Below are 23,007 nucleotides of genomic sequence, written 5' to 3' on the forward strand. Positions count from 1 at the left end.
CCGCGTGGGAAATGCGCTTAGTGTCGGGGCTGAGGCGGTCCGCCGAAGCGGCTCTGCAGTGAGCTCATGATCGAGGCGGCGATCGACGACTCGATCGCGGACGTGTCGTTTCCCGGGCCGTTGCCGCCGGTGGCGATGGGCGCACTGGGCTTGGCAGGCGGCTTCGGGGTCGTCGTGACGACGTCGCTGCTGGAGGCTTGCGCCCGGACGTCCGCGGAAGCGGGCGGCGCGGAGGCGGAGGCGCTGCTAGGGGTGGTCGACGTCGGGGAATCCGGCGGCAGCACGGCGCCCGGCTGGCCGGGGAGTCCGGCCGGATCGGCCGTTCCGGTGCCTTCGACCTGGTGGTTCGCGCCGTAGACGACGGCGCCCGCGAGCGCCAGAGCGACGACCGCAACGGCGACGGGGAACAGCGCGGCGATCCGGCGTCTGCCCGGCGACTCCGGCGGGCTCACCTCGGGCGCGCTCGCCCCGTCTTCGGGACGTCGATGCTTGCCGCCGTCGTCGTCGGGGTTGTCTGAAGTGACCCTGGCCAGCGGCATAGTGTCGCTCGGGGAAGGTTCACGGTTCATCGTCTACCTCCGTCGCCACCAAGGTCGGCGGCCGGGAAATCGTAGGGGAACCCCGCCCGCACCGGTGCACCCGGGTACCGTCGGCGAGCATGCCGGTACGCAGTGAACGCAAGGGCGCGGTCACCACCGTGGTGCTCTCACGACCCGAGGTGCGCAACGCGGTCGACGGGCCGACAGCGCAGGAGCTCTCGGACGCCTTTCGCGCCTTCGACGCCGACCCGGACGCTTCGGTCGCGGTCTTGTGGGGCGAAGGCGGGACGTTCTGCGCGGGCGCGGACCTCAAGGCGCTCGGCACCGAGCGGAGCAACCAGGTGACCGAGGACGTCGAAAACACCGACGGTCCGATGGGTCCGACCCGGCTGCGGCTCGGCAAACCGGTGATCGCCGCGATCGCCGGACACGCGGTGGCCGGCGGGCTCGAACTGGCCCTATGGTGCGATTTGCGGGTCGCCGAGGAGGACGCGGTGCTCGGCGTGTTCTGCCGGCGCTGGGGCGTGCCGCTCATCGACGGCGGCACCGTGCGGCTTCCCCGCCTGATCGGCACCAGCCGCGCGTTGGATCTCGTGCTCACCGGCCGCCCGGTCGACGCCGCCGAAGCTCACGCGATCGGGCTGGTCAACCGGGTCGTGGCGCCGGGCAGGGCCCGCGAGGCCGCCGAGGAACTCGCTGCCGAGATCGCCGCGTTCCCCCAGGTCTGCATGCGCAACGACAGGCTGTCATTGCTGGAGTCCGAAGGGCTCACCGAATCGGCCGCGATGGCGAACGAACTCTTGCACGGCAAGGAATCCGTCACCGCGGAAGCGCTCACGGGTGCCGCTCGGTTCGCCGCCGGCGCCGGTCGTCACGGCACCTTCGATTCCTAGGCGAACGTCGAACTCGCGTGGTCAGTGCGGGGCGGATCTGGGGAGGGGGACGGCGTCGCTGTCGATGTGGAGCACGCGCAGTTCGCTGAGCAGGCGGACGTACCGGCTGCCGCGGCTGTCACGCGGGAGGACGAGCGTCGGCCGCCGCAGGACGACGTCGTTGTACCGCGTCGCGACCAGCGCGGCGCACGCGCCGAACTCGACGTCGACCTCGCCCCACGACAGCGTCACCTGGTAGCCGTCCTGACCGAAGGCGAGGACGACCAGGTTGAGGTGGTCCATCTTGCGGTCCTCGCGCAGCAGCAGGCCGACGTCGGAAAGCAGGTCGTGCAGCGGGATGCCGCGCACCTCGTCCATCCGGTCACACGCCCGGGTGACGTAGTGGACGCGCCTCGGGCCCTGCGCGCGCTTGTCCAGCTCGGCCGTGGTCACCACCGTGCCCGGCGCCCGGACCGCGCCGGTCACCAGGAACTGCCCGTCCGTAGCGGTCACGAGCCCGGTCATAACGGAGTGCTGCATCGGCAGCCGCCGCCGAGGTGGCTGATCCGGCCCTCGGCCTCGGGCTGGCGCTGGTAGAAGCTGCCGTCGTCGAAGCGGACATCGATGGTGTCGAGCGGGTCGACCGCGGTGACCCGCCCGCGGCGCACTTGGCAGGCGCCGGTTTCCGGGTCCTGCTCGCCGAACACGACGACCTCGTCGCCGGCCCGGAAGTGGTTCCACTGCCAGCCGTTGAAGTCGAACCAGGTTCCGGTGAGCGCCCGCGACACCGCGGCCAGCGGGGCGCCGGTCGCGGCGGCGATCCGGCTCATCGTCTCGACCGGCACCAGTTCGGGCGGACGAGGTTCGACAGCCTCGTCCAGCCACGCGCAGAGGCTGGATTCCGGCAGGCCGGCGGAGGCTTCGATCGACCGGATCGAGCGCTCCGGCTGATGCCGCCGAAGGAGTACCGCAAACCGAGTCCCGCTCATCCGCACCTCCTCAGCTGAGGGTAGATGATCCGCAGGTGCGGGGCAAAAAGATCTTTCGTGCCGCTTACGCGGTGAAAAGGGTCCAGGGCTCGTGAGTGTTCCGGCCGGTTAGAAGCGGCCGGAACACTCACGAGTCCTACAAGGCGCGGGTCAGCTGAGCCGCGAGCAGCCGCGTAAAGCGGGACGGATCACTCAGCTCGCCGCCTTCGGAAAGCAGCGCCATGCCGTAGAGGAGCTCGGCGGTTTCGGCCAACGTCTCGTCGTCCGCGCGCTTGCTGTGGGCGTCACGCAGCCCGACGACCAGCGGGTGCGTCGGGTTGAGCTCGAGGATGCGCTTGAGCTGGGGCATGTTCTCGCCCATCGCCCGGTACATCTTCTCCAGCGTCGGCGACATGTCGTTGCTGTCCCCGACGATGCAGGTCGGCGACGTCGTCAGCCGCGACGACAGCCGCACCTCCTTGACACTCTCGCCCAGGGTCGTCGTCATCCACGAAAGCAGCTCGGCGAAGTCCTTCGTCTGCTGCTCGCGCTCGGCCTCGGCGGTCTTCTTCTCCTCGTCGCTGTCGAGGTCGACCTGGCCCTTCGCGATGGACTGGAACTGCTTGCCTTCGTACTCCCCGACCGCGTCGACCCACATCTCGTCGATCGGGTCGGTCAGCACCAGCACCTCGAAACCCTTGGCCTGGAAAGCTTCCATATGCGGCGAGTTTTCGATGATCGACCGCGACTCGCCGGTCATGTAGTAGACGTCCTGCTGGCCGTCCTTCATCCGCTCGATGTACTCCCGCAGCGTGGTGGGCGCTTCGGCATCGTTGGTCGAGGAGAACGACGAGATGTCGAGGATCGCGACGCGGTTCTCGACATCGTCGAGCAGGCCTTCCTTGACCGCGCGGCCGAACTCCTTCCAGAACGTCGCGTACTTGTCCGGGTGCTCGGTCATCAGGGTCTTGACCGTCGACAGCACCCGCTTCACCAGTCGGCGGCGCATCAGCTGGATCTGGCGGTCCTGCTGGAGGATCTCGCGCGACACGTTGAGCGACAGGTCCTGCGCGTCGACGACGCCCTTGATGAACCGGAGGTACTCCGGCATCAGCTCTTCGCAGTCGTCCATGATGAACACGCGCTTGACGTAGAGCTGCACGCCGCGCTTGCGCTCGCGCATGAACAGGTCCATCGGCGCGTGCGACGGGATGAACAGCAGCGCCTGGTACTCGAACGTGCCCTCCGCCTGCATGCGGACGATCTCGAGCGGGTCCTGCCAGTCGTGGCTGACGTGCTTGTAGAACTCGTTGTACTCGTCGTCGGTGACGTCGTCCTTCGAGCGCGCCCACAGCGCCTTCATCGAGTTGACGGTCTCGAGTTCGTGCGTGACTTCGCCGTCCTCGGCCGTCTTCTCTGCTGCCATCTTGATGGGCCACACGATGAAGTCGGAGTACTTCTTGACGATCTCGCGGAGCTTCCAGGCCGACGTGTAGTCGAAGAGCTGGTCGTCGGCGTCTTCCGGCTTCAGGTGCAGCGTGACCGCTGTCCCCTGGGGCGCGTCGTCCAGCTCCTCGATCGTGTAGGTGCCCTCGCCACCGGACTCCCAGCGCGTGCCCACGGTCTCGCCCGCGCGCCGCGTCGTCAGGGTGACCTTGTCCGCCACCATGAAACTGGAGTAGAAGCCGACGCCGAACTGCCCGATGAGGTCCTGCGAGACCGCGGAGTCCTGCGACTCCTTCAGCTTCTTCAGGAACTCCGCCGTGCCGGACTTCGCGATGGTGCCGATGAGACCGATGACGTCCTCGCGGGACATGCCGATGCCGTTGTCGCGGATCGTCAGCGTGCGCGCGTCCTTGTCAACCTCGAGCTCGATGTGCAGATCGCTGGTGTCGGCCTCCAGGTCCTTGTCCTGGAACGCTTCCAGCCGGAGCTTGTCCAAAGCGTCCGAGGCGTTGGAGACGAGCTCCCGGAGGAAGGTCTCTTTGTTCGAGTAGATCGAGTGGATCATCAGCTGCAGCAGCTGACGCGCCTCGGCCTGGAACTCGAGCGTGTCGACCTTGGTGTTCACAGTGCCCCCTTCATACGGTAAGTCGCCGCCGAATCGTACCGGGCGGCGGCCGTTATGTTTTCGTTACCAACTCTTGCGAAGCCGTCTGTCGATCCTGCCGGAAACAGTTCGTGTAAATCGTGAAAACCAGCCGACGCCGGAGGAAGACATGGGCAAGATCAGCGTGGTCGACAACCTGACACTCGACGGCGTGATGCAGGCACCGGGACGTCCTGACGAGGATCCGCGCGGCGGGTTCTCCCACGGCGGCTGGGCACTGCCGTACACCGACGAAGTGATGAGCCGCGCGATGGCCGAGGGCATGGCGGGCAACCGGGGAGCCTTCCTGTTCGGCAGGCGGACGTACGAGGACTTCTACGGATTCTGGCCCGACCAGACTGACAACCCGTTCACCGATGTACTCACCGAGGGGCACAAATACGTCGCGTCGAGGACGCTGGAGGCGCCGCTTCCGTGGAGCAACTCCACACTCCTCGAAGGTGACGCTGCCGACGCCGTGGCGGGAATCGAGGAGGATCTCCTGGTATTCGGCAGTGGGGACCTGCTCCAGTCGCTCATGCGGCGCGACCTCGTCGACACCTACCTGCTGCTGATCCACCCGCTGCTGCTCGGGACGGGGAACAAACTGTTCAACAACGCGGCCGGCCCGCTTCGGCTCATCAATTCGGTGACGACGACCACGGGCGTCATCATGGCGACCTACGAACCCGCGCGGTGAAGGGAACGAGCCGATGAAGCAGTACCTGCTCAGCATCTACCAGCCCGACGGACCGACGCCGCCGCCCGAAGTCCTCGGCCCGATCATGGCCGAGCTCGAAAAGCTGAACGACGAGATGAAGGCCGCCGGCGCGTGGGTGTTCGCGGCCGGGCTGCACGCGCCGAGCACGGCCACCGTGCTGAGGGTGTCCGGCGACGACGTGCTCACCATCGACGGCCCGTTCGCCGAGGGCAAGGAGCACCTTGGCGGGTTCACCGTCATCAAGGCGCCGGACCTCGACGCCGCGCTGGGGTGGGGACGCCGGTTGGCCGCGGTGCTCGGCACGCTGTCGATCGAGGTCAGGCCGTTCCAGGGCGAAGTCGACGGCTGATGCCCGATCTGCCGCCCGCCGCGATCGGACGCGTTTTCGTCGCGGAGTACGGCCGCGCGGTCGCTGTCCTGGTCCGCGTCTTCGGTGACATCGACATCGCCGAAGAGGCGGTCCAGGACGCGTTCACGCAGGCACTGCGGCGGTGGCCGTCCGACGGCCTGCCGCCGAGCCCGGCCGGCTGGATCATCACCACCGCCCGCAACCGCGCGATCGACCGCCTGCGCCGCGAGTCGTCCCGCGAAGACCGCCACGCGCAGGCGGCCCTCCTGCACGCCACTGCCGACGTCGACAACGCCGATGAGCCGACCGAGGAGGGACCCGTGCGGGACGACCGGCTGCGCCTGATCTTCACCTGCTGCCACCCGGCGCTCGGCATGGGCGCCCGGGTCGCGCTGACACTGCGGCTGCTCGGCGGGCTCACCACCACGGAGATCGCGCGGGCGTTCCTGGTGCCCGAACCGACGATGGCCCAGCGGCTCGTCCGGGCGAAAGGCAAGATCCGGGACGCGGGAATCCCTTACCGGGTACCGAATGACGTCGATCTCCCGGACCGGCTGCGCGGGGTGCTGGCCGTGGTGTACCTCATTTTCAACGAGGGCTACACGGCGAGTTCGGGCGACCGGCTCATCCGCGACGACCTCTGCGCGGAGGCAATCCGACTGGGACGTCTTCTCGCCGACCTCATGCCCGACGAGCCGGAAGCGTTGGGGTTACTCGCTTTGATGCTGCTGACCGACTCCCGGCGAGCCGCCCGCACGACCGCTGACGGCGGCCTCGTCCTGCTGGCAGAACAGGATCGCGGCAGCTGGGACCCGGAACTCGTCGCCGAAGGGCAGGCCATCGTGCGGGCCTGCCTGCGGCGCAACCAGCCGGGTCCGTACCAGATCCAGGCGGCGATCAACGCCGTCCACAGCGACGCCCCGGCCGCGGCCGACACGGACTGGCGGCAGATCGTCGCGCTGTACGACCAACTCCTCGCCTTCACGCCGAGCCCCATCGTCGCGCTGCATCGCGCGGTCGCCGTGGCCGAAGTCGACGGCCCGGACGTCGCGCTCACCCTCGTCGACGCACTGGACCTCGACCGCTACCACCTGTTCCACGCCGTCCGCGCCGACCTGCTGCGCCGCCTCGGCCGCACCGCGGAAGCCTCGCAGGCCTACGAACGCGCGATCGTACGCACCGACAACGCCGCCGAACGCGACTTCCTCCTCGGCCGCCGCCGAACACTGGAATCTTGACCTTCGCAACTCGCCGTCGAGTTGCGATCGTTGATGTCCGCAACTACCGCAACTCGCCGTCGAGTTGCTGAGGGATCAGTCGCCGAGGTTGATCGTCCGGTCGGCGTAGTCCCGGCTTTCGGGGTCGTGGCTGGCAATCAGCACCGCGGCACCGCGATCCGCGGCTTGACGCAGGTTCGCCAGAACCATCGCCGCGCGCCGCCGGTCCTGATGCGAGGTCGGTTCGTCGGCCAGGACGAGCGTGGGATCCGCGACCAGTGCGCGTCCCACAGCCGTGCGCTGCTGCTCGCCGCGAGAGACTTCTCCCGGGGTCCGGTCGGCGAACTTGGTGAGGTCAAAGGCTTCCAGCAGACTCCCGAGATCCTCCGCGCGACGCGGGCGGCGGGCGAAGGCGAGGTTGTCGGTGATGGTGAGTTCGTCGAGCAAGCTGATGGACTGCGGGACGAACCCGACGTCCCGCCACGACATCGCGGACATCGGCAGGCTCGGCAACGGCGGATGCGGGACGACTTCGCCGCCGCTATCCGGAGTTTCCCAGCCGCCGGCGATCATCAGCAGCGTGCTCTTCCCCGAACCGGACGGCCCGGTGAGGACGACCAACTCGCCCGGAACCAGCGTCAGGCTGACCGCGCGCAACGCCCGCACGTCGCCGTAGGTCTTGGCGACGTCGACCAGCGTGAGCACCGGACTGTTCACTGTGGACACTCCACTCGGCCGTCGACCAGCTCGACTACCCGCTCGGCCACACCGCTGACATCGGGGTCATGGGTGGCGACCAGGACCGTGTGACCGTGGTCGGCCAGCCGCCGGAGCGCGCCGACGACCAGGCGCGCCGACCCGCGATCCAACTGCGCCGTCGGCTCATCCGTGACCAGCAACGTCGGCTCACCCACGGCCGCAAAAGCCAGCGCCACCCGCTGCTGCTCACCGCCGGACAGCTGACGCGGATAGTGCCCGATCCGGTCGTCCATCCCGAGCACGCCCAACAGCTTGCGACCGTCGTCGTCGCTCCCGCGCAGGCGCGCACCGAGCGTCAAATGCTCGGCGACAGTGAGGTAGTCCAGCAGGTTGTCGGCCGGATCCTGGTACACGTAACCGATATGGGCCCGGCGCAGCGTTCGGCGCTGCCGGGCGGACAGGACCGTCGTCTCGATTCCGGCGATCTCGACCGTGCCCGCCTGCGGGCGGGCCTGGCACGCCAGGATGCGCAGCAGCGTCGACTTGCCTGAGCCGGACGGACCGACGAGCGCGGTGACCTGACCGCGTTCGACCGACACGGCGACGTCGGTCAGCGCGTGCACCGATTGCCCGCTGACGTGGTACTCGTGGGTGATTCCCTGGCAGCGCAAAGCAACGCTGTCATCATCACTACTGTCAGCGCGTGTCACGAAGCACCTCCGCGGGTCGAGCTCGGGACACCGTACGTTGCGCCACCACGGTCGCCAGCACCGTGGCAACCACCGCGGCGGCGGCGAGTTCACCGATTAGCGGCCACGGCCAGGTGACGAGCGTGCCCGGCGCCGTCGTCGGGTTCACGTCGTAACCGGGATAGGTCAACGCCACCACGACCCCGGCCAGCGCCAGCCCCGCGGCGAACCCCGCCAACAGCAGCCCACCCACCTCGACGAGCAGTGCACGCCAGTGCGCTGTGGCACCGATTCCCATGCGGCGCAACAGAACGTACGCACTGCGGCGGGCACGAGCGCGGGCGCTGAGGTACAGCAGCAGGCCGACCATGACGATCGCACCGGCCAGCAGTGACACCGCCGCTAGGAACGTGAACGTGTAGCTGATCGGGCTGTAGACGCCGGCGGCCGTTACTTGCTGAGCTTCGCTCACGGTGCTCACCTGCAGCCCGGCCCGGCTGATCGCGGGAACAGTGACTGCCGGATCGCCGCGCACCCAGAGCAGGTGCCGCGCAAAGGGGTTGATGCTGTCCAGAACGTCAAGGCGGACCAGCAGTAGCGGATACCCGGACGTCTTGCCCGGCAGCTGCGCGGTGTCCGTGATCGCGAGTTGCTTGGTCAGGCCGTTGAGTTCCAGCGTCGCGTTACCCGAGACCGGAAGCCCAGCGAGAATCCCGACCGGGGTGCCGGGGGCGGCGAGACTCGACATCATTTCCTGTATCGACGGCCCGGGCAGCCCAGGATCCCAGAACGCGGCGCGGGCGAACGTCGCCGGATCCACCCCGAGGACGTTGACCGTCGTGCCGCCGATGTTCGCGGCGTCGAACCGCTCGACCACGCTCGCCTGCCCGTCGAGTTCGGGTGGGATCGCCGTGCCGCCGGTCAGCCCGACAACGACATCTGTCCCGATGACCAGCTGAGCCTCCGCGTGCAGCGTGCGGTCGACCGAGCCGGTGACCGTGGTGGCATACACCGACAACGCCACCGGTACCGCGGTTGCGCCGATCAGGACCGCTGCTGCGGCGGGGACCGCGAGCAGCCGGCGCCAAGCGAGGAAGAGCACCGGGCGTCGCATCGACGTCGAGTGCGCACGCGCGAGCACCCATCGGACGAACCGGCCCACGAGCATCGCGAGTCCGACGATGAGCAGGACCGGGACCACGATCAACCGCGGCGGAATCCGGGCCACGCTACCGACCACGCCCGCGCCCACATCGACGTCGTTCCCGAGGAGCAACCACGTCAATCCCGCTGCTACCAGCGGTAACAGCTCCCACGGCCAACGCCTGACACGCTTCGGATGGGCGTCGAACAGCTTCGCCGCACGACGTCCGCTCGTCACCGCGATCCCGGCCGACGTCACGAGGAACGCGGCGGCGGCACCGAGGATAGAGATGCCGACCGCACCAGGCGTGACCAGTGGACTCGGCCCGACCGCGCCGACGAGGTACCGCGCCCCCACCCAGCCGGCGGCCGAGCCGACCAGGACGACGCCGAAGGTCTCCAGCAGTGCCTTGCCGGTCAGCGCCAGCGGCCCGACACCCCGAGCGGACAGCAGCACCAGCTCAGTCCGGCGTCGGTCCACCCAGAACGACCCCGCGGCCGCCGCGATCACCAGCCCGGCCAGCGCCCCCGCGGCCGCCAGCGGCACAACCGTGCCGATCAACGCCGAACCGACCAGGTTCGAGCGGTCGAGCATTCCGCGCAGCGACGACGTGGAACTGCCGCTGAAGTTGTGGTCGAACATGGCGCCGGCGAGTGCGCCCGGCCCGGCAGTGGTCGTGCTCATGCGATTCACACCGGCCACCACCGGAACCGCGCCGGAGGTGGTGAGCCCCGAGGTGTCCACCGACATCTCGACCCAGTTCCCGACCGCGGTGCCCGCCTGCTGCGCCAACGCCACGAAGTCCCCGCGCGAAAGCAGCGCCATCGGGAACACGGGACTCTCGCTGAGGGGTTTGCCCCGGTAGAGGTCCCGCAAGCTGCACCAGAACGGCTGGTCGGGCACGGATCGCAGATCCCGGTAGACCGCGGCCACCGGCAGTGTCACGGGTTTCGCCTCCATCACGACCGTCACCCGATCACCGACCCGAAGGCCCTGCTCCGCCACGAATCCGTCGGGAAACCAGATACCCGGCCCGGTCCCGCCGGAAAGCAAGTCGACATGCCCGGCGAACCCGTCGCGAGCCACCAACGTCATCGCCGACTGGTCAGGTCGCGTCTGAGGGCCCACGACCGCGACGCCGCTGGCCATCGTCACCACCGGCGCCGACAACCGCGGCACGCCCGTCGCGGCGGCATTCGCTGCCTTGACCCGCGCGTCGAGCAGCGCGCCGCCGACCGGCCCCGGCGGCGAGTCCGGCTCCGACGCGAACGGCAGACTGCCCTGCCACTGCGCCCCCGTCTCCCACTCGCACGACGACGCCATCTGCTGCTGCAAGGTCGCCGTGGCCGACGCCGACAAGAACAGCGACGCGGCCGCCGCCGGCAGCGCCACCAAGAACGCCGCCACCCCCAACGCCAGCGCGACCGCCGGCTGCCGCCGCAACATCCACACCGCACGCGACCACGGCGTCGGCATCCCCCATCGACTCACCCTCGCGATTCTGGCACTGCCGGGTCAAGCGCGTGGGAGAACAGCCTTCTCCACTGTCGGTCTGGCGGTTCGCACGTGGAGAACGACCAGGTTGGCGAAACGCGGGTTGCGATTCACCACCACGTCAGTCGCGAAGCAGGCAGAAGCCAGCAAACGGCTTTGCTCGCGTATCCGATCGACGCCGAGTCCCGCCGGGCAGGACAGCAGCACCTTGACTTCGTCGCCGCGCGAGCTCGTCCAGAGAATGGCCGGCCGCCGACCGTTCAATGTGCACACGCGGGCGTGGGCGAACGCCGTACGCAGCCGGTGTTGCACGATCACCACGCGCAGCCGAGCCCGGACGAATCGCCGGGTCACCGGCCAGTAGAGCGCCTCGTAGACCACGCAAGCCACCATCGTCAGCGCCCAGATCGGCCCTACCGCACCGATCAGATCGACGAGGGCGAGCGAGGTGACCGCCAAGGCCGCAAGCTCGTAACGCCACTGGTACAGAGCGAGTAGCGGGTTGGCTCGGTTGACGTGAGTGAGTTCGCGCGCGAGGCCGGCGAGCTGGTCATTCGATTGGCTGCGGTTCATGACCGACCCCCTGCCCAGTGCCCCGGTGCCGTGGTCTCCATCGCCGTAGGCGGTTCCATCCGAACTACGCCGGAGCCCCCGCAAGTCAGGCAGCCGGCCATCCCGAGACCGGCGCAGAATTCACATCGGCTCACCGAGTCCCATCGGGGGTCCCGGTAAGTGCGACCGCGGCCGTTCGACCGGCGGCCGACCTGCCAGCCGCGTGCGTGTGCTCTCTCGTCCTCAGCCGTGAACAGCCAGCTGTCCATCCGTTCGAGGAGCCTTTTGACCAGAGTGGATCGTCCTGATTCGTCCCGAATGTCGTGGTTCATGGGGTGTAGCCCCCAATACTGAAGAGCGCGGATTGAGCTCTGGGCGCCCGCTACTCCGGTGATGACACCGGCGCCTGGCCACTGGGCGGCGTGGACCGCCGAAGCCGGGCTGCCGAAGGTGCCGCGAGGTCGCGCTGCCGCCCGGTAGTGCAGCGCGTCCCCATGTCCCGGCCAAGGGTCTGACCAGCCGGGTCGAACGTCGGCGGGTCTCGGCCGGGTCTGCGCGGAACCCGGCGAGGTCTGCTGTAATGTCCGCGTGGTGTACCCATCTACACACCGCCCTACATTTGCCTACATAAGGTAGGTAAGCCCAGTGTCGAGTGCCTACATACAGCCTACATCCGTTGGGAAGCCAGCGGAAGCTACTGATGCGCAAACTGTTAGCGCCAAGGACGTCGGCCTCGAGGTGAAACGCCTGCGCCGGGCGGCCGCGGAGACCCAGGCACAGAGCGCGGCGGCGATCGGTGTGACCAGGGCCAACCTCACTCAGTGGGAGACCGGCAAATATCTGCCCTCGGCGGAGAATGCCCAACAGCTTGACGACCACTTCCGGGCATCGAACGCATTGGTTACGCTGGTTGAGGCAGCTCGATCCCCCCAAGAGCACGCGACACCGGCCACTGCGGGCGCCATCGTCGTCGAGACGTCCGGATCGTTGGCGGAGATCTTTCACCGGGTCGGCCTCGGCCTGGTCGAACACCTGATCCGCGACGGGCACGGCAAGGCGCTCGGCTGGCGGCACAACCTGCAGACGGACGGCCATCCGACCGCGCTAAGCACCGCGTTCGGGATGAATGCGCTGATGGTGGTGGGCGAGCCGTACGTCGACCAGCACGCGCTCGTCGACAGCTTGTTGACCATGCGCTCACCGCAGGTCAATTGGCTGGGCCGAGCCGGGACAAGCCGTCCGGAGATCACCGCCGCCGTGGTCGACGTCCTGTTCCGCATCGGTACGGCGATCTCGGTGGACGAAGGCTTGAACCTGGTTGAAGACTCGCTCGACGAATTCAGCCGAACGCGGCCGTACCTGTTGGCCGTCGCCTTGCAGACCGCTGTCCGGCTTCGCCCGGACGCACCCCTGACCACCAGGCTCATCGAAGACCTGCTGTCGACCCGCCTCGACTTCTCCGGATCACTGCTTTGGCCGGAGAAGAACGAGGCAGGCCTGGTGGCACCAGAGCCTTCCGTCGTGCACACCGCACGAGCGGTAGTCGCTCTCCGAGCCTCGCTGCGCAGCCGAAACGACGGCGGCGAAGTGCTGGAAGCTGTCGAAGAAGCCACACAATGGCTGATCGACCGGACTCACCCGGATGATGGCGTCTTCGAAGAGCTGATCAGGCCGAAGCCTGATGGTGACGGGACGACCAGGATCATGATCCGGCATTTCACCCCAGCGTGGGTTGTCCAAGCCTTGGCCGCGGCACCACAACTGCCGCTGGCCCGGCTCAACAGAGCGCTCCGAACCCTGTGGAGCCGATACGACCACGAGCGTGGACTTTGGTCCTGGGGCAATGGCGATCTCCCGATCTGGATGACCCTCGACGCGGTCACCGCACTGCGGGCCGCCACGTTGGCCGTCGCCGCCCCTCCGCTCAGTCCCCCCGGAGACTTGACCGGAGAATAATGTCGAACGATCCAAGCTCGGCAGTCGCCGTCGCGTCACGCGGCGGTCGATTTTCCCACGACATCGGGGAAATGCTGAGCGATACCCACCTCATCGACCTCACCCGGCTTCGCGCTGCAGCGCAAGCAGTGGTGACCTGCTCCGACGTCTTCCTGTCCTGGTTGGACGAACTGTGCCATGACGATTCATTGGTGGCAGCGGCGGCGGCGCGCTCGTACTGGCATCCGAACGGGTTCGCCAAACTGGTACTGCACACGTCAACGGATCCGGAGTTCCGTCTCCGGCTGCACGTCTGGCCGGCATCGGACCAGCCCCACCAGGGCGAATCGAACCCGCACAGTCATCGCTGGGAGTTCGCCTCGACAGTAGTAGCCGGCGCTGGCCTGCACATGGTGGAGTACAAGGAAAACGCGCACCGTGGAAAGCTCCACGCCCGCTACCGTTACGGCTGCGACCCCACCGATCCGGCGGCTTTGCGGCCCGATGGCGAAGTCCGGCTGTTGCGGACGAACGCACCGCATGTCCGCCCCGGCCAGGTCTATTCCTGTGATACCGAGGTCGTGCACACCGTCGTGCCGATTGCGGCAGGTCTGACAGCGACTCTGGTGATCCAGGGACCTCGTCGCAGCCAATCCACAGTGGTCTACTGCGAACCAGGCCAAAGCGAAGACCAACCCAACGGCGAACTGTCCGAATCGGACTTCCGCCGGCTGGTGCGGTCAGTACTGGCGGAGGCGTAGTCATTCGATGTTTTCCCTTATGACGCAACAAAACCGGCCGCAGAGGCGTAGGTTCGGAACCCGGCGGGACAGCCGGAGGGGCGTGCTCAACGATCACGAGATCAGGCGTGCGCACAAAGCGGGCGAGTTGCACGTCGATCCGTTCGATCCCGGACTTGTGCGGCCCGCGGCACTCAGCCTGAGGCTGGGCAACGAGGCATTCAGCTTGGCAACCGATGGCCCGGTCGATATCGCCGACCGCTCCACCTATCCCGAGCTGCGTCCGAAAGCGCTGGACGAACAAGGAAGACTGCGAGTCGAACCCGGCGAAGTGGTACTGGCACCGACCCTCGAACGAATCGGCCTGTCAGCACGGCTGGCCGGCTTGGTCGACGGCACCAGCGACTACGCGCGGCTGGGGATCAGCGTCGTGCTCTGCGGGCAGGTCAGTCCCGGTTTCGGCAAGGAGAACGGGGCGGTCCTCACTCTGGAGATCGTCTCCCACCTACGGCACGCCGTACTGCTGCATCCCGGCGCGCGCATCTGCAACCTGATGTTGTTCTCCTCCAGCGGCAGCGAGCGGCCGTACGGTGAAATGCCGCACAACTACTCGAGCGATCACCGGGTCGCTCCTTCTCGATTGGCAGACCATGTCGGGCGACGCTGAATTCCCACTCACCCTCGAAGACCTGGGTGAACGCGAAATCCTGACTCAGGTGCTGCGCCCCCGTTATCGGGACACCGTCGGCTTCGGGGACGACTGCGCCGTACTGAGCCAACCGCCGGGTGACGAGCTCGGCGGCGAACTGGTCGCGACCACGGACAGCTGCCCGACCCCGCTGGTGACCATCCTGGGCGAGCGGGACCTGTTTTACACGGGGTGGCTGCTGGCCGCGATCAACCTTTCCGACCTGGCCGCGGCGGGCGCGCTACCCTTGGGTCTTGTCGTCAATTACACGCTGCCGAAACAGACGACGGTGGACGACTTCCGTCGGCTTCTCGACGGCGTCGACGCGTGCGCCGCAGCACATGGAACCCAGGTCGTCGGCGGTGACCTCCGGGACGGCCAGACCATGCAGCTCTCGGCAACCGCCGTCGGCCGCTGCGTGCCCGGCCGCAGGCTGGGACGAACCGGGGCAACGTTGGGCGATCGGCTACTCCTGGTCGGCTCACCGGGCTACCTCTGGGCATCCGCGTTGCTATCGGGCGGAAAAGCGAAACTGTCCGAACAGGACACCCAGAAGATCTGGTCGCGTGCCCGACAGCCGATGGCCCAGGTGGCGGCTGGCCGCGTGCTGGCCGAGAGCGGGCTCGCGCGGGCCGCGATGGATGTATCCGACGGCCTCTACGCCACTGTCCGCACGCTGTGTGAAGCCAACGGGCTCGGGGCGCGGATGAACACGGACATCCATCTCGACTCCGCGATCGCCGAGGTTTGCGCACAGTCCGGTCTGAGCCAGTTCGAACTCGCCGAAACCTGGGGCGACTGGAGCCTGGTGGTCGTGGTCCGAGCGGAAGACGTCGAAGCGGCAACGACGCGACTGTCAGCCGAGGCGATTCCAGCGCGGGAGATCGGCACGCTCGCCGACGCCGGTGAAGGCCTCAGCCTCACCGTCGGAGGCACGTCCATCCCCTGGCGAGGTATCGCGCAAGAGCGATTCTCCACCAGCTCCTGGCACGGCGGGGAGCTGTCGCAGCTGATGGCCGACGTGCTGAGAGTGCCCGCCGGCTGACGAGCACGGGACTAACGCAGCTCTTGTGTCGTGTCCGTGACCGCAACTCGACGGCGAGTTGCGGTAGTTGAGCCCTCAAGGTGGGCACTTTTCTACAACAGTGCGCTCGTTGCACACGCGTGTAACCCGCGTGCGCAAGCATCGCAACTCGACGGCGAGTTGCGATTGTCGACGCGCTGCCGGGCCGTGCCCGCTTAAGGCAGGCGGGCTCGGGTTAGTTCGTCTTGTAGGGCGGTTTTGGGTTTGTGCTCGAGGCGCAGCGCGGCCATGTACGACTTGAACTCGGCGAGCCGGTCGGTGTGCTCGTACAGCTTTTGCGCCTCGAGCAGCAGCTTCGCCGCTGCTCGGTACGAATCGCGCTTCTTCCACAGGATTTCGGCGTCGGCGGCTTCCAGAAAGATCGGGATGGCGTCGGCGGGGTGGGTGTGAGCATGCCGTTCGGCGAGGCGGAGCCAGGTTTTGTCGCGGCAGCCGCCGAGTTTCGCGGCCCGCCAGGCCGCGTCGATGTCGCCTTCGGACAGCAGGGCGTCGACCAACGTCGTGTGCCCGGGAGCGTAGTCCGGAGTCGCCGAAAAGCGGTTCGCGCGGCGCGGTTGTTTGCGCAGAAAAGCATGGGCTTTCTTCCGCCAGGCCGGGAAAAGTTCGTCCGCGGCATCGGCCAGCACCCGGTAGGCGTCTGTTCTCGGCTCCGCGGTGAAGTTGTCCCACAGCAGTTTCGCGGCTTCCTTACGTCGGCCGGCCACGAGGTGGCACTGGGCGGCCAGGGACCGAAGCCCGGAGGTGGGCGGGAAGTCGATGAGGCCGCGTTCCGCCCACTTCAGTGCCTCCTCGTCGCGACCCTTGATCCGAAGGGCTTGCACGATCCGCACGATGTCGGACTCATCGGTGATGTCTCTCGCCAGCACCTCGACCGCGGCGTCAGTCCCGCCCTGGACCTGCGCGACGTGCTCCAACAGCGACGTAACGTTGAACCGGTGGCCGTCGTGCTTGCCAGACTCCCTGGGCGGCAAGGCCCGGAAGGCTTCCTCGATGCGCTCCCGATACCGGGCCGTGCCCGCTCGACCCAGCACGCCGGCGTAGTTGGATATCGCCCCGCGAAAAACGCCGTATCCGCTGCTCAACGCGCGATCGACCAAGTAGTCGGCGAGTTCGAGGGGATCCTCCGGCGGAACCGCCATGCACGCCTCGAAATGGGCGCTCTCCACTTGCTCCAACGCTTCCAGGCCGCCGCCATCGGAGTCGTCCACCTGCTGGATCGCCTCCTCGACCAGGTCCAACGCGTACTCGGCCAGAACGCGTGCGCCCACACCGCCATTTCTGGCGTACTCAGTGAGGTCCTCAAGGGCCTCGTCCACGCCCCGGAAGTAAGCGCGTGCCCCCTTGTAGTCGACGAAGTCGAGGATCTCGATCGCGTCACTCAGTTTTAGGCGCAGATCGTCACCGTAGGGACGGACTCCGGCGGCGACTTCGAGCCGGGCATGCAGCTGCGGGTCGGCCGCCGCGGCCTGCAACAGCTCCGCGACCAGCCACGATGACTTCTGGGAGAGCAGGAAGTCCTCGAGCGATCGTTGCGGCGCGGGTTCCTTTGCTGGCTCGTCCTTGAGTGCCGGCTTGGCCTTGAGCCAGGCCAACGCCACGGCGACACAGTGTTTGCAGAAGAAACCCTCGGCGCCATACGGGCACTCGCACTCACCGTCAAGCCCGACATCGTCGACCGTGAGCAGGACCCGGTAGAGCTCACTGCCCTCAACGGTGGCTTTGGCCGTGTTCCCGCTGACGACGAGCTTCTGCACCCGCTCGTCGTCGAAGTAGGCCCGTCCCCGCTCGTACGAGCCGGAATCGGCCAACATGCGAAGAGATCGCTCGCTGAACAGCACGGTCACCATCCTGTCAGCGTGCCCGGCCGAACTGCCACTTGGCACCAAGTTGGCTGGTCAGAGCCCCTTTTCCGGCCCCAGCGAACTCATGCTGGCCCTGCTGCTTCCCGCGACGTACGATTCTGTATACCGTATGCAGTAGATCGTCGTCAGACGAACGGTGGAGGTAACGCATGCCAGCCAGCCAGGGCGAGACGTCGATCGCCGACCGGGTCAGAGCCGTGATCGACGCTCATCGCGGGGATCGAGGGGCGCTGCTGCCGATCCTGCACGGGCTCCAGGCCGAGTTCGGGTTCGTCAGCCAGGAGATGGTGCCGACGCTGGCGACCGAGCTGAACCTGTCCCGCGCGGACGTGCACGGGGTGATCACCTTCTATACCGACTTCCGCAGCGAGCCGGCCGGTCGCACGGTCGTGAAACTATGCCGCGCGGAAGCGTGTCAGTCCGTAGGTGCGGAGGCACTTGTCGAGCGGGCTCAGCAGATCCTCGGCACCAAGCTCGGCCAGAGCACCCCGGACGGTTCGGTGACGCTGGAACAGGTTTTCTGCCTCGGGAACTGCGCGCTCGGCCCCGCCGCGCAGATCAACGGCAGGCTGCATGGACGCCTTGACGAAAACCGGCTGGTCAACCTCATTGTCAGCGCGGAAACGGGAAAAGCATGACCACCACGATCTACGTCCCGCGGGATTCGGCGGCCTGTTCAGTCGGTGCTGACGACGTCGCCACAGCCATCGAAGCGCTCACCGCCGGACTGGACATTCGCCTGGTGCGCAACGGTTCCCGCGGGATGTTGTGGCTCGAACCGCTCATCGAAGTCGAGACTCCCGAAGGCCGCGTCGGTTATGGACCAGTCTCGCCCGACGCCGTCGGGGACCTCCTCGCGTCCGATCTACTCGGCGGCGGCGAGCACGAGTTACGCGTTGGGCTGATAGACGAACTGCCGTGGATGCGCGACCAGCAAAGACTGTGTTTCGCGCGCGTCGGCGTCACCGACCCACTGTCCGCCGACGACTACCTCGCGCACGGCGGCATGGCCGGATTGCGGCGGGCACTGGAACTCCAGCGATCCGACGTCGTCGCCGAGGTCACCGACTCGGGGCTGCGAGGCCGCGGCGGCGCGGGCTTCCCGGCCGGGATCAAGTGGAAAACCGTGTCCGAACTGACGGCCGACCAGAAGTTCGTCTGCTGCAACGCCGACGAAGGTGACAGCGGCACCTTCGCCGACCGGATGCTGATCGAGGGCGACCCGTTCTGCCTCATCGAGGGCATGACGATCGCGGCCTACGCGGCCGGCGCCACCGAGGGTTACGTCTATCTCCGCTCGGAATACCCGGACGCGGTCCGCACCTTGCGCCAGGCGATCGAGATCGGCTACGCCCACGGCTGGCTCGGCGAGAACATCCTCGGCTCCGGGCTGCGTTTCGACCTGTTCGTGCGCGTCGGTGCCGGCGCGTACATCTGCGGCGAAGAAACGTCGATGCTGGAAAGCCTTGAAGGCAAACGCGGAATGGTCCGCGCGAAACCACCGATCCCGGCGATCACCGGGTTGTTCGGAAAACCGACCGTGGTGAACAACGTGCTCACCCTCGCCTCCGTTCCAGCCGTACTCGCCGGTGGCTCCGCGGCGTACGCGGCGTTGGGGATGGAACGTTCGCGCGGCACCCAGGTTTTCCAGCTGGCCGGCAACATCGCGCGCGGCGGCGTCTTCGAAACCGCGTTCGGAATGTCGCTCGGTAAACTGGTCAACGAATACGGCGGCGGCACGCTGTCCGGCCGCCCGCTGCGCGCTGTCCAGGTCGGCGGCCCGCTCGGCGCGTACCTGCCTGCCGAAAAAATGGACCTGCCACTGGATTACGAGGCTTTCGCCGCGCAGAAGGCCATGCTCGGACACGGCGGGATCGTGGTCTTCGACGACACCGTCGACATGGCCGCGATGGCCCGGTTCGCGATGGAGTTCTGCGCCGAAGAATCGTGCGGAAAATGCACGCCCTGCCGGGTCGGCTCGATCCGCGGAGTCGAGACCATCGACAAGATCGTGGCCGGTCAGGACTCCGACGAGAACCTGGCGCTGCTGGGCGACCTCTGCGAGTTGATGACCGACGGCTCGCTGTGCGCGATGGGCGGGTTGACGCCCAATCCCGTGCTCAGCGCCTTGCAGCACTTTTCTGAGGATTTCACCGCTCGCCACCAGGAGACGAAGTCATGACCCTGTTCAAGGAACCTGATCTCGGCACCCCCGCCCGCCCCGGCGCGGCGACCGTTTCGGTGGAAGTGGACGGGCTGCCGGTCATGGTCCCGGAAGGCACGTCCGTCCTGCGCGCGGCCGCGTTGTCCGGTATCGAAATTCCGAAGCTGTGCGCCACCGACAGCCTGGAAGCCTTCGGTTCCTGCCGCCTTTGCCTCGTCGAAATCGATGGCCGCCGCGGCACACCGGCGTCCTGCACCACGCCCGTCGCCGAGGGCATGAAAGTCCGCACGCAGACGCCGAAACTGGAGAAACTGCGTCAAGGCGTGATGGAGCTGTACATTTCCGACCACCCGCTCGACTGCCTCACCTGCGCGGCCAACGGCGACTGCGAATTGCAGGACATGTCCGGTGCGGTCGGCCTGCGGCAGGTCCGGTACGGGTACGAGGGCGAGAACCACCTCGAGCTGGAAACCGACCACAGCAACCCCTATTTCGACTTCGACGCTTCGAAGTGCATCTCCTGCTCCCGTTGTGTCCGCGCCTGCGGTGAGGTCCAAGGCACGTTCGCGCTGACGATCGAGGGCCGCGGGTTCGAGTCGAAAGTGTCCGCCGGTGCCGGCGAGCAGTTCATGGACTCCGAGTGTGTGTCGTGCGGGGCGTGTGTCCAGGCCTGCCCGACGGCCACGCTGCAGGAGAAGTCCGTGGTGCAGCTGGGTATGCCGAGCCGCAGCGTGATCACGACGTGTGCGTACTGCGGGGTCGGCTGCTCGTTCAAGGCCGAGCTGCGCGGTGACGAACTGGTGCGGATGGTGCCGTACAAGGACGGCGGCGCGAACGAGGGTCACTCGTGTGTCAAAGGCAGGTTCGCGTTCGGCTACGCGAGTCACCCTGATCGGCAGATGAACCCGATGATCCGCGAGAGCATCACCGACGAGTGGCAGGTGGTCGACTGGGACACCGCCATCACCCGGGTGGCGGATCGTATGCGCGAGGTGCAAGCGCGCTACGGCGTCGGCGCGATCGGGGGAATCACGTCGTCGCGCTGCACGAACGAAGAGGTGTACGCGGTCCAGAAGATGGTGCGCGCGGCGTTCGGCAACAACAACGTCGACACCTGCGCCCGCGTCTGCCACTCGCCGACGGGGTACGGGCTGAACCAGACATTCGGCACTTCGGCGGGCACGCAGGACTTCAAGTCGGTGGCCAAGGCGGACGTCATCGTCGTCATCGGCGCGAACCCGACCGACGGGCACCCCGTATTCGCCTCCCGGATGAAACGCCGGTTGCGTGAAGGCGCGAAGCTCGTCGTCATCGACCCTCGCCGGATCGATCTCGTGCGCTCGCCGCACATCGAGGCCGCGCACCATCTCCAGCTCGCCCCCGGCAGCAACGTCGCCGTGGTCAACGCGATGGCACACGTGGTCGTCACCGAGGGGCTCGTCGACGAGTCGTTCGTAGCTGCGCGCTGTGAGGACTTCGAAGGCTGGGCGGAGTTCATCGCGCGGCCCGAGAACAGCCCGGAGGCCACCGAGCCGATCACCGGCGTGCCCGCGGCGGACCTGCGCGCCGCCGCGAGGCTCTACGCGGAAGCCGGCAATGCGGCCATCTACTACGGGCTCGGCGTCACCGAGCACAGCCAGGGTTCGACCATGGTGATGGGGATGGCGAACCTGGCCATGGCCACCGGCAACATCGGCCGCGAGGGCGTCGGCATCAACCCGCTGCGCGGCCAGAACAACGTCCAGGGTTCCTGCGACATGGGCTCGTTCCCGCACGAGCTTCCCGGCTACCGGCACGTGTCCGACGACGCCGTGCGCGAGGTGTTCGAGAACCTCTGGGGCCGCTCGATCATGGCCGAACCCGGGCTGCGGATCCCGAACATGTTCGACGCCGCCATCGACGGCACGTTCCGCGCGCTGTTCGTGCACGGCGAGGACATCGCGCAGTCCGACCCGAACCTCAAACACGTCACCTCGGCACTCGCCGCGATGGACCTCGTCGTCGTGCAGGACCTGTTCTTGAACGAAACGGCCAAGTTCGCGCACGTCTTCCTGCCCGGGACGTCGTTCCTCGAGAAGGACGGCACCTTCACCAACGCCGAACGGCGGATCAACCGCGTACGCCCGGTAATGGCGCCGAAGACCGGCAAACACGAATGGCAGATCGTCAGCGAGATCGCGCAGGCCATGGGTTACCCGATGTCCTATGACCACCCGCGCGAGATCATGGACGAAATCGCGTCCGTCACGCCGACGTTCGCCGGGGTGTCGTTCGAGACGCTCGACAAGCTCGGCAGCGTCCAGTGGCCGTGCAACGCGGCCGCCCCGGAAGGCACGCCGACCATGCACGTCGACAGCTTCGCGCGCGGCAAGGGCAGGTTCGTGCCGACGACGTTCGTGCCGACCGAAGAGCGCAGCACCCGCAAGTACCCGCTGATCCTGACCACGGGACGCATCCTGAGCCAGTACAACGTCGGCGCGCAGACCCGGCGCACCGCCAACGTCGCCTGGCACCCGGAGGACCTCCTCGAGATCCACCCGCACGACGCCGAGGTGCGCGGCATCAACGACGGCGACGACGTCACGCTGTCCAGCCGGGTCGGCGCTACGACGCTGCACGCGGTGATCTCCGACCGGATGCCCGTCGGGGTCGTCTACACGACCTTCCACCACCCCGTCACCGGCGCGAACGTGGTGACGACGGAGAACTCCGACTGGGCGACCAACTGCCCGGAGTACAAGGTGACCGCGGTCCAGGTCGGCCTCACCGTGTCTACGCCGGCGTCGATCCCGGCGTCGGCGCAGGTTCCGGTGTCCGCGCTGGCGGAGCCGTGACGCATCCGGGGTCGCCTCAGGTCAGGCTGGTCAACGAGATCGCGCTGCAGTTCGCGCACCAGCCCCCGGACACCGCGGCCGAGGCGATCGCCGGGCATCTCCGCAAGTTCTGGGATCCGCGGATGCGCGCGGACCTGATGCACCGCGCGGAGGTGGAAGCCGAGGAGTTGGCCCCGCTCGCGCTGGCCGCCGTCCGGCTGCTGCGCTGAGCATGTCCGCCGGTTCCGGCGGCCGTGGGCAGACCCCCAGTTCGCTGCCCACGGCCGCCGTGTAGCTCGCACTCGGCCGGTTTCCGCGGCGCTTGCGGCTTCAGCCGGTCTTGCGAAGGAGTCTCGCCCACTGCGCTCCTCCGGCGAAACATCGCGTC

General features: G+C 67.5%; 21 protein-coding genes. 12 read left to right on the plus strand and 9 right to left on the minus strand.

Translation table 11 applies throughout. The features are described from left to right. Positions 1 to 17: 17 nt before the first annotated feature. Positions 18 to 569 (minus strand): hypothetical protein, encoded by a 552-nt coding sequence (locus JWQ81_RS08240; protein WP_297539260.1) that lies wholly within the window; start codon positions 567 to 569, stop codon positions 18 to 20. Between the two features lie 89 nt (positions 570 to 658). Here JWQ81_RS08240 and JWQ81_RS08245 point away from each other — a divergent pair, with 89 nt between their 5' ends. Beyond that, entirely contained in the window at positions 659 to 1,432 is a 774-nt protein-coding gene (locus JWQ81_RS08245; protein WP_297539262.1) for a crotonase/enoyl-CoA hydratase family protein, read from the plus strand. Positions 1,433 to 1,453: 21 nt separating this feature from the next. Here the strand turns inward: JWQ81_RS08245 and JWQ81_RS08250 are convergent, their stop codons facing one another. The 3 genes from JWQ81_RS08250 to htpG form a co-directional block, all read right to left on the minus strand. Next, entirely contained in the window at positions 1,454 to 1,924 is a 471-nt protein-coding gene (locus tag JWQ81_RS08250) for a molybdopterin-binding protein (RefSeq protein WP_297539264.1), read from the minus strand. An 8-nt stretch (positions 1,925 to 1,932) separates the two neighbouring features. Beyond that, positions 1,933 to 2,400, minus strand: coding sequence for a hypothetical protein (locus tag JWQ81_RS08255; protein ID WP_297539266.1), 468 nt, complete (start codon positions 2,398 to 2,400; stop codon positions 1,933 to 1,935). 136 nt (positions 2,401 to 2,536) lie between these two features. Beyond that, a complete protein-coding gene (htpG, locus tag JWQ81_RS08260; RefSeq protein WP_297539268.1) occupies positions 2,537 to 4,450 on the minus strand; it encodes a molecular chaperone HtpG in 1,914 nt (637 codons plus the stop codon). A gap of 148 nt (positions 4,451 to 4,598) precedes the next feature. On the opposite strand from htpG, the gene JWQ81_RS08265 reads away from it, so the two are divergent. Genes JWQ81_RS08265 through JWQ81_RS08275 form a run of 3 tightly spaced genes read left to right on the plus strand, consistent with a single transcriptional unit; the run spans position 4,599 to position 6,776 of the window. Further along, the gene (locus JWQ81_RS08265; protein ID WP_297539270.1) at positions 4,599 to 5,168 is read left to right on the plus strand and encodes a dihydrofolate reductase family protein; all 570 of its coding nucleotides are present in this window, start codon (positions 4,599 to 4,601) and stop codon (positions 5,166 to 5,168) included. Between the two features lie 13 nt (positions 5,169 to 5,181). Further along, positions 5,182 to 5,538: a YciI family protein gene (locus JWQ81_RS08270; RefSeq protein ID WP_297539271.1), complete on the plus strand. Its 357-nt coding sequence runs from the start codon at positions 5,182 to 5,184 to the stop codon at positions 5,536 to 5,538. Further along, complete coding sequence (locus JWQ81_RS08275) at positions 5,538 to 6,776, plus strand: RNA polymerase sigma factor (RefSeq protein WP_297539273.1); 1,239 nt, start codon at positions 5,538 to 5,540, stop codon at positions 6,774 to 6,776. The genes JWQ81_RS08270 and JWQ81_RS08275 overlap by 1 nt, the downstream gene beginning before the upstream one ends. 75 nt (positions 6,777 to 6,851) lie before the next feature. On the opposite strand, the gene JWQ81_RS08280 is transcribed toward JWQ81_RS08275, so the two are convergent. The 4 genes from JWQ81_RS08280 to JWQ81_RS08295 are packed head-to-tail and all read right to left on the minus strand — an operon-like array spanning position 6,852 to position 11,354. Then, positions 6,852 to 7,472 carry an ABC transporter ATP-binding protein gene (locus JWQ81_RS08280; RefSeq protein ID WP_297539275.1) on the minus strand — a complete coding sequence of 207 codons (621 nt, stop codon included), beginning with the start codon at positions 7,470 to 7,472 and terminating at the stop codon, positions 6,852 to 6,854. After that, the gene (locus tag JWQ81_RS08285) at positions 7,469 to 8,164 is read right to left on the minus strand and encodes an ABC transporter ATP-binding protein (RefSeq protein ID WP_297539278.1); all 696 of its coding nucleotides are present in this window, start codon (positions 8,162 to 8,164) and stop codon (positions 7,469 to 7,471) included. Before JWQ81_RS08285 ends, JWQ81_RS08280 begins: the two co-directional genes overlap by 4 nt. Continuing rightward, positions 8,151 to 10,778 carry an FtsX-like permease family protein gene (locus JWQ81_RS08290; protein WP_297539280.1) on the minus strand — a complete coding sequence of 876 codons (2,628 nt, stop codon included), beginning with the start codon at positions 10,776 to 10,778 and terminating at the stop codon, positions 8,151 to 8,153. Before JWQ81_RS08290 ends, JWQ81_RS08285 begins: the two co-directional genes overlap by 14 nt. A gap of 24 nt (positions 10,779 to 10,802) precedes the next feature. Next, entirely contained in the window at positions 10,803 to 11,354 is a 552-nt protein-coding gene (locus JWQ81_RS08295) for a hypothetical protein (RefSeq protein ID WP_297539282.1), read from the minus strand. 639 nt (positions 11,355 to 11,993) lie between these two features. On the opposite strand from JWQ81_RS08295, the gene JWQ81_RS08300 reads away from it, so the two are divergent. From JWQ81_RS08300 to JWQ81_RS08315, 4 genes are read left to right on the plus strand one after another with little or no spacing between them, the layout of a single operon-like run. Continuing rightward, positions 11,994 to 13,289: a helix-turn-helix domain-containing protein gene (locus JWQ81_RS08300; RefSeq protein WP_297539497.1), complete on the plus strand. Its 1,296-nt coding sequence runs from the start codon at positions 11,994 to 11,996 to the stop codon at positions 13,287 to 13,289. After that, positions 13,289 to 14,029, plus strand: a complete 741-nt coding sequence (locus JWQ81_RS08305) for a hypothetical protein (RefSeq protein WP_297539284.1) — start codon at positions 13,289 to 13,291, stop codon at positions 14,027 to 14,029. The genes JWQ81_RS08300 and JWQ81_RS08305 overlap by 1 nt, the downstream gene beginning before the upstream one ends. 19 nt (positions 14,030 to 14,048) lie before the next feature. Further along, positions 14,049 to 14,675 (plus strand): dCTP deaminase, encoded by a 627-nt coding sequence (gene dcd / locus JWQ81_RS08310; RefSeq protein ID WP_297539286.1) that lies wholly within the window; start codon positions 14,049 to 14,051, stop codon positions 14,673 to 14,675. Beyond that, positions 14,659 to 15,741, plus strand: a complete 1,083-nt coding sequence (locus JWQ81_RS08315) for a thiamine-monophosphate kinase (RefSeq protein WP_297539288.1) — start codon at positions 14,659 to 14,661, stop codon at positions 15,739 to 15,741. Before dcd ends, JWQ81_RS08315 begins: the two co-directional genes overlap by 17 nt. A gap of 194 nt (positions 15,742 to 15,935) precedes the next feature. Here the strand turns inward: JWQ81_RS08315 and JWQ81_RS08320 are convergent, their stop codons facing one another. Next, the gene (locus JWQ81_RS08320) at positions 15,936 to 17,627 is read right to left on the minus strand and encodes a DUF6880 family protein (RefSeq protein ID WP_297539290.1); all 1,692 of its coding nucleotides are present in this window, start codon (positions 17,625 to 17,627) and stop codon (positions 15,936 to 15,938) included. 164 nt (positions 17,628 to 17,791) lie between these two features. Here JWQ81_RS08320 and JWQ81_RS08325 point away from each other — a divergent pair, with 164 nt between their 5' ends. Genes JWQ81_RS08325 through JWQ81_RS08340 form a run of 4 tightly spaced genes read left to right on the plus strand, consistent with a single transcriptional unit; the run spans position 17,792 to position 22,849 of the window. After that, positions 17,792 to 18,280, plus strand: a complete 489-nt coding sequence (locus JWQ81_RS08325; RefSeq protein WP_297539292.1) for a formate dehydrogenase subunit gamma — start codon at positions 17,792 to 17,794, stop codon at positions 18,278 to 18,280. After that, a complete protein-coding gene (locus JWQ81_RS08330) occupies positions 18,277 to 19,824 on the plus strand; it encodes an NADH-quinone oxidoreductase subunit NuoF (RefSeq protein WP_297539294.1) in 1,548 nt (515 codons plus the stop codon). The genes JWQ81_RS08325 and JWQ81_RS08330 overlap by 4 nt, the downstream gene beginning before the upstream one ends. Next, positions 19,821 to 22,640, plus strand: coding sequence for a formate dehydrogenase subunit alpha (gene fdhF, locus JWQ81_RS08335; protein ID WP_297539296.1), 2,820 nt, complete (start codon positions 19,821 to 19,823; stop codon positions 22,638 to 22,640). Before JWQ81_RS08330 ends, fdhF begins: the two co-directional genes overlap by 4 nt. Further along, on the plus strand, positions 22,637 to 22,849 hold the full coding sequence (locus tag JWQ81_RS08340) for a formate dehydrogenase subunit delta (RefSeq protein WP_297539298.1): 213 nt from the start codon (positions 22,637 to 22,639) through the stop codon (positions 22,847 to 22,849). Before fdhF ends, JWQ81_RS08340 begins: the two co-directional genes overlap by 4 nt. The last annotated feature ends 158 nt before the right edge of the window (positions 22,850 to 23,007 follow it).

This window comes from Amycolatopsis sp., assembly GCF_025464955.1.
Taxonomy (GTDB): domain Bacteria; phylum Actinomycetota; class Actinomycetes; order Mycobacteriales; family Pseudonocardiaceae; genus Amycolatopsis.

What these genes read in the sequence shown, in the direction of transcription:
- JWQ81_RS08240 (WP_297539260.1), bottom strand. Translation starts at nt 569, where the DNA reads ATGAACCGTGAACCTTCCCCGAGCGACACTATGCCGCTGGCCAGGGTC.
- JWQ81_RS08320 (WP_297539290.1), bottom strand. Translation starts at nt 17,627, where the DNA reads ATGGTGACCGTGCTGTTCAGCGAGCGATCTCTTCGCATGTTGGCCGAT.
- JWQ81_RS08270 (WP_297539271.1), top strand. Translation starts at nt 5,182, where the DNA reads ATGAAGCAGTACCTGCTCAGCATCTACCAGCCCGACGGACCGACGCCG.
- fdhF (WP_297539296.1), top strand. Translation starts at nt 19,821, where the DNA reads ATGACCCTGTTCAAGGAACCTGATCTCGGCACCCCCGCCCGCCCCGGC.
- JWQ81_RS08245 (WP_297539262.1), top strand. Translation starts at nt 659, where the DNA reads ATGCCGGTACGCAGTGAACGCAAGGGCGCGGTCACCACCGTGGTGCTC.
- JWQ81_RS08315 (WP_297539288.1), top strand. Translation starts at nt 14,659, where the DNA reads ATGTCGGGCGACGCTGAATTCCCACTCACCCTCGAAGACCTGGGTGAA.
- JWQ81_RS08295 (WP_297539282.1), bottom strand. Translation starts at nt 11,354, where the DNA reads ATGAACCGCAGCCAATCGAATGACCAGCTCGCCGGCCTCGCGCGCGAA.
- JWQ81_RS08275 (WP_297539273.1), top strand. Translation starts at nt 5,538, where the DNA reads ATGCCCGATCTGCCGCCCGCCGCGATCGGACGCGTTTTCGTCGCGGAG.
- JWQ81_RS08305 (WP_297539284.1), top strand. Translation starts at nt 13,289, where the DNA reads ATGTCGAACGATCCAAGCTCGGCAGTCGCCGTCGCGTCACGCGGCGGT.
- dcd (WP_297539286.1), top strand. Translation starts at nt 14,049, where the DNA reads ATGACGCAACAAAACCGGCCGCAGAGGCGTAGGTTCGGAACCCGGCGG.
- JWQ81_RS08255 (WP_297539266.1), bottom strand. Translation starts at nt 2,400, where the DNA reads ATGAGCGGGACTCGGTTTGCGGTACTCCTTCGGCGGCATCAGCCGGAG.
- JWQ81_RS08330 (WP_297539294.1), top strand. Translation starts at nt 18,277, where the DNA reads ATGACCACCACGATCTACGTCCCGCGGGATTCGGCGGCCTGTTCAGTC.
- JWQ81_RS08265 (WP_297539270.1), top strand. Translation starts at nt 4,599, where the DNA reads ATGGGCAAGATCAGCGTGGTCGACAACCTGACACTCGACGGCGTGATG.
- JWQ81_RS08325 (WP_297539292.1), top strand. Translation starts at nt 17,792, where the DNA reads ATGCCAGCCAGCCAGGGCGAGACGTCGATCGCCGACCGGGTCAGAGCC.